This window comes from Stieleria sp. (genome assembly GCF_041595215.1).
Classification (GTDB): Bacteria; Planctomycetota; Planctomycetia; order Pirellulales; family Pirellulaceae; genus Stieleria; species Stieleria magnilauensis.
The window spans coordinates 1-3,422 of record NZ_JBFHKV010000941.1 but is presented as its reverse complement, the minus strand read 5'-3'; the positions used below and the strand labels follow the sequence as shown (position 1 = coordinate 3,422).

Below are 3,422 nucleotides of genomic sequence, written 5' to 3'. Positions count from 1 at the left end.
GGCCGCACTGGCGTTGCTGTACACCGCGCGGCGCTCGGAACATCACCGCCGCTTGGTCGCCGACAGCAAAACCGCCGAAGCCGATCAGCGATTCGAACTGTTGTTCCAAAGCAGCGGAGACGGGATCATCGTGACCGACGACTTGGGGCGGATCGAAGTGGTCAATGTCGCGATGGCGGAAATGCTGGGCGTTTCTGCCGACGACTTGCCCGGGCAGGCGCTGACACGCTTTTTCGAAACGACCGTGATCGATGAATGGCTTGCCAACCGGCTCGACGACCCAAGCCAACACCCGCTGCTGCTGCGACGGGTAAAAGTCAAACGCACCGACGGGGAACCACTGTTGGCGGAAATCTCGGTCAAACCCCGCACCGATTTCGGAATCGAGCGTCTGGCGATTTCGGTGCGTGATGTCTCCGACCAACAGGCTTCGCGGCTCAGGTTGAAACAGCACGAGGCCTTGTTGGCCGAGATCCCCGATCCGATTCATGTGCTCGACGCCGCCGGACGCGTCATCTACTGGAATCGCGGTGCACGGCAACTCTATGGCTATGAAGCCTCCGAGGTGATCGGGCATACGGCAGCCGATCTACTGCAAATCGTTGCCCCCAACGATCATTCCGCCAACGTCCACGGCAGCGACTACGACACCGCGTCCCGCTGGTCGGGGGAACTGCGCGCGACGGCGAAAGACGGAACACGACTGCGGATCGAACGCCGACGGACGCGACTGTTTGACGAAGGAGAATCGATCGGTGATGTCATCTTTGACCTCGACTTGGTTGCCCGCACGAAGCTGCAACAGGTCGAGCGGCGTCGCCAGCGGCTCGAATCGCTCGGCGCCTTGGCCGGCGGAATCGCGCACGACTTGAACAACCTGCTGACGCCAATTCTGATGAGCGGCAAAATGCTGCAGCGGGACAATCCCAACGTCGATCGCAGCGGGCTGGTGGAAACCATCGTCATCGGCGCTTCACGCGGCGCCGATCTGATCTCGCAACTGCTGACCTTTGCCCGCGGCGGCGACGGCGTCCACCAGCCGATTCGCCTGCAGTCGTTCTTGCCCGAAATCGTGGCCATCATCCAACGCACCCTGCCGGCCGGCATTAACCTGCAATTGACGATTGAACCGGACCTGCCAGACATCAGTGGTGACGAAACCGAAATCAGTCAGGTCGTGATGAATCTGGCCATCAATGCGCGCGATGCGATGTCCGAGACCGGCGTGCTGGAAATCGAAGCGTCGTTGATGACGCTGGTCACCGAACGCTCGTTCTCCTACACCACGCTTCAGCCCGGTGATTACGTCGTCATCAGCGTCTCGGACACCGGTACCGGCATTCCGGTCGGCATCCGGGATCGGATTTTCGACCCGTTCTTTTCCACCAAGCCACGGGGGCAGGGCACCGGCCTGGGGCTGAGCACTTCGATCGGGATTGTCAAAGGCCACGACGGGGCGATCGGACTGCAGTCGATCGTCGGCAAGGGAACAACGGTCTCGGTGATCCTGCCGGTCCTGCCGACCCAAGAAGCCTCCGAACCCGCCCCCGCGGACGCCCCGCTCACTTGATGCGCCGCGTGTTCTCAAATGGGGCGTCTGCTGACTGAGTGGCGGGCTTGTTTGCGTGGCGGTGTTTGCCTGCACGCCAGGGCTTGGATCGCGTCGCACACCTGCCATACTGGATCCCACCTCATCCCCTCCACGATGCCGACTCGGTCATGACGAATTCTCAAACCCTGCTGGTCATTGACGACGACCCGCTGATTCTCCAATGCATGCGATTGTGTCTGCCCGAACCGGATTATCACGTGGTGACGGCGGAATCGGCCGGACAGGCGATTTCCGCGTTTCGCAGCGGACAGCCCGATGCGGTGCTGCTCGATATCCAGCTTCCCGACCAGTCCGGCCTGGCACTGATTCACGAAATCCGCGAGCTCGATGGACGCGTTCCGGTGATTTTGATGACCGGCCATGGCACCTCGGAAACGGCGATCGCGGCGATGAGCGGTGGGGCCTTCGACTACGTCACCAAGCCGTTCGAGCCCGATGAGATTCTGCCCGTCATCGACGCGGCACTCGAAACGAGCCGCATGGCGCGCAAGCCCGCGATCCTGCCGTCGGAAAAGGAACGCTTGTCGTCGGAAAAACCCAGCGACCAAATGATGGGCGAGTGCCCCGAGATGGTCGAAGTGTTTCGCTCCATCGGCCGGGTCGCGTCGCGCGATACCGCCGTCTTGATCCTGGGCGAAACCGGCACCGGCAAAGAAGTGGTTGCCCGGGCGCTCTACCAACACAGCTCGCGACACAACCACGTGTTCCACGCGATCAACTGCGCGGCGATCCCCGAAGCGTTGCTGGAAAGTGAATTGTTCGGCCACGAGAAAGGCGCGTTCACCGGCGCGGAGCAGCGACGGATCGGAAAGTTCGAAATCTGTAACGGCGGCACGTTGTTTCTGGACGAAATCGGTGACATGACGCCGGTGATGCAAACCAAACTGCTGCGTGTGTTGCAGGAAAAGGAGTTTGAACGCGTCGGCGGCAGCAAAACCATCAAAACCGATGTGCGAATCATCGCGGCGACCAACCGCGATCTCGACTCCGCGATGGCCGACGGTTCGTTCCGCAGCGACCTGTTTTATCGCTTGAACGAATTCACGATCTCGTTGCCCCCGCTTCGCGAGCGCGGCCAAGATCTTCCCAAGATGGCGGAACATTTTTTCCACCTGTTCTCGCGCCAGCTCAAAAAAGACTTCGTGTCCATCGCACCGGAAACGATGCAACGTCTGCTGGCCCATGATTGGCCTGGAAACGTTCGCGAACTGCAAGGCATCATCAAGCAGACGTTGCTCAAGGCCAGTGGTCCGGTGATCCTGCCGTCCTTCCTGCCGAGCGGATTCGGCGCCACGTCGCCCGCCTCCGCCCCCGCCGAGACGTCCACCCAAGACTGGCAGGACGGGCTGGCCAAAGAGATCCGCAGGCGATTTGCCGAGGGCTCGTTCACCATCGGCAATGATATTCACGACGACGTCGATCGCATCCTGATCGCCGAAGTCATGAAGTCGAGTGGCAACAACATCAGCGAAGCCAGCAATCGCCTCGGCATCAGCCGTCCGACGCTGCGGAGCCGAATCAATCATCTGCGGATCGACGTCAGCTGATCGCGTCGCACTCCATCGACGCGATCATTGGCCGTTGTCGCGTTTCAAAAACAACCTCAAAAACCGGAGGGCTCGCGCCCTGCCGCTCACAAAACAACGCAAGCGGTTAGCGGAACGGCGCGAGCCGTCCGGTTGCGTTTCAAAAACAACGTCAAAAACCGGAGGGCTCGCGCCCTGCCGCTCACAAAACAACGCAAGCGGTTAGCGGAACGGCGCGAGCCGTCCGGTTGCGTTTCAAAAACAACGTCAAAAACCGGAGGGCT

At 60.8% G+C, this 3,422-nt stretch carries 2 protein-coding genes; both read left to right on the top strand.

Annotated elements, in window-relative coordinates:
- Positions 1-1,570 (top strand): PAS domain S-box protein (locus ABX749_RS26580; protein ID WP_372898663.1); only part of this gene is annotated, 1,570 nt, incomplete at its 5' end.
- 149 nt (positions 1,571-1,719) lie between these two features.
- Positions 1,720-3,159, top strand: a complete 1,440-nt coding sequence (locus ABX749_RS26575; RefSeq protein ID WP_145214228.1) for a sigma-54 dependent transcriptional regulator — start codon at positions 1,720-1,722, stop codon at positions 3,157-3,159.
- Positions 3,160-3,422 lie beyond the last annotated feature (263 nt).

What these genes read in the sequence shown, in the direction of transcription:
- ABX749_RS26575 (WP_145214228.1), top strand. Translation starts at nt 1,720, where the DNA reads ATGACGAATTCTCAAACCCTGCTGGTCATTGACGACGACCCGCTGATT.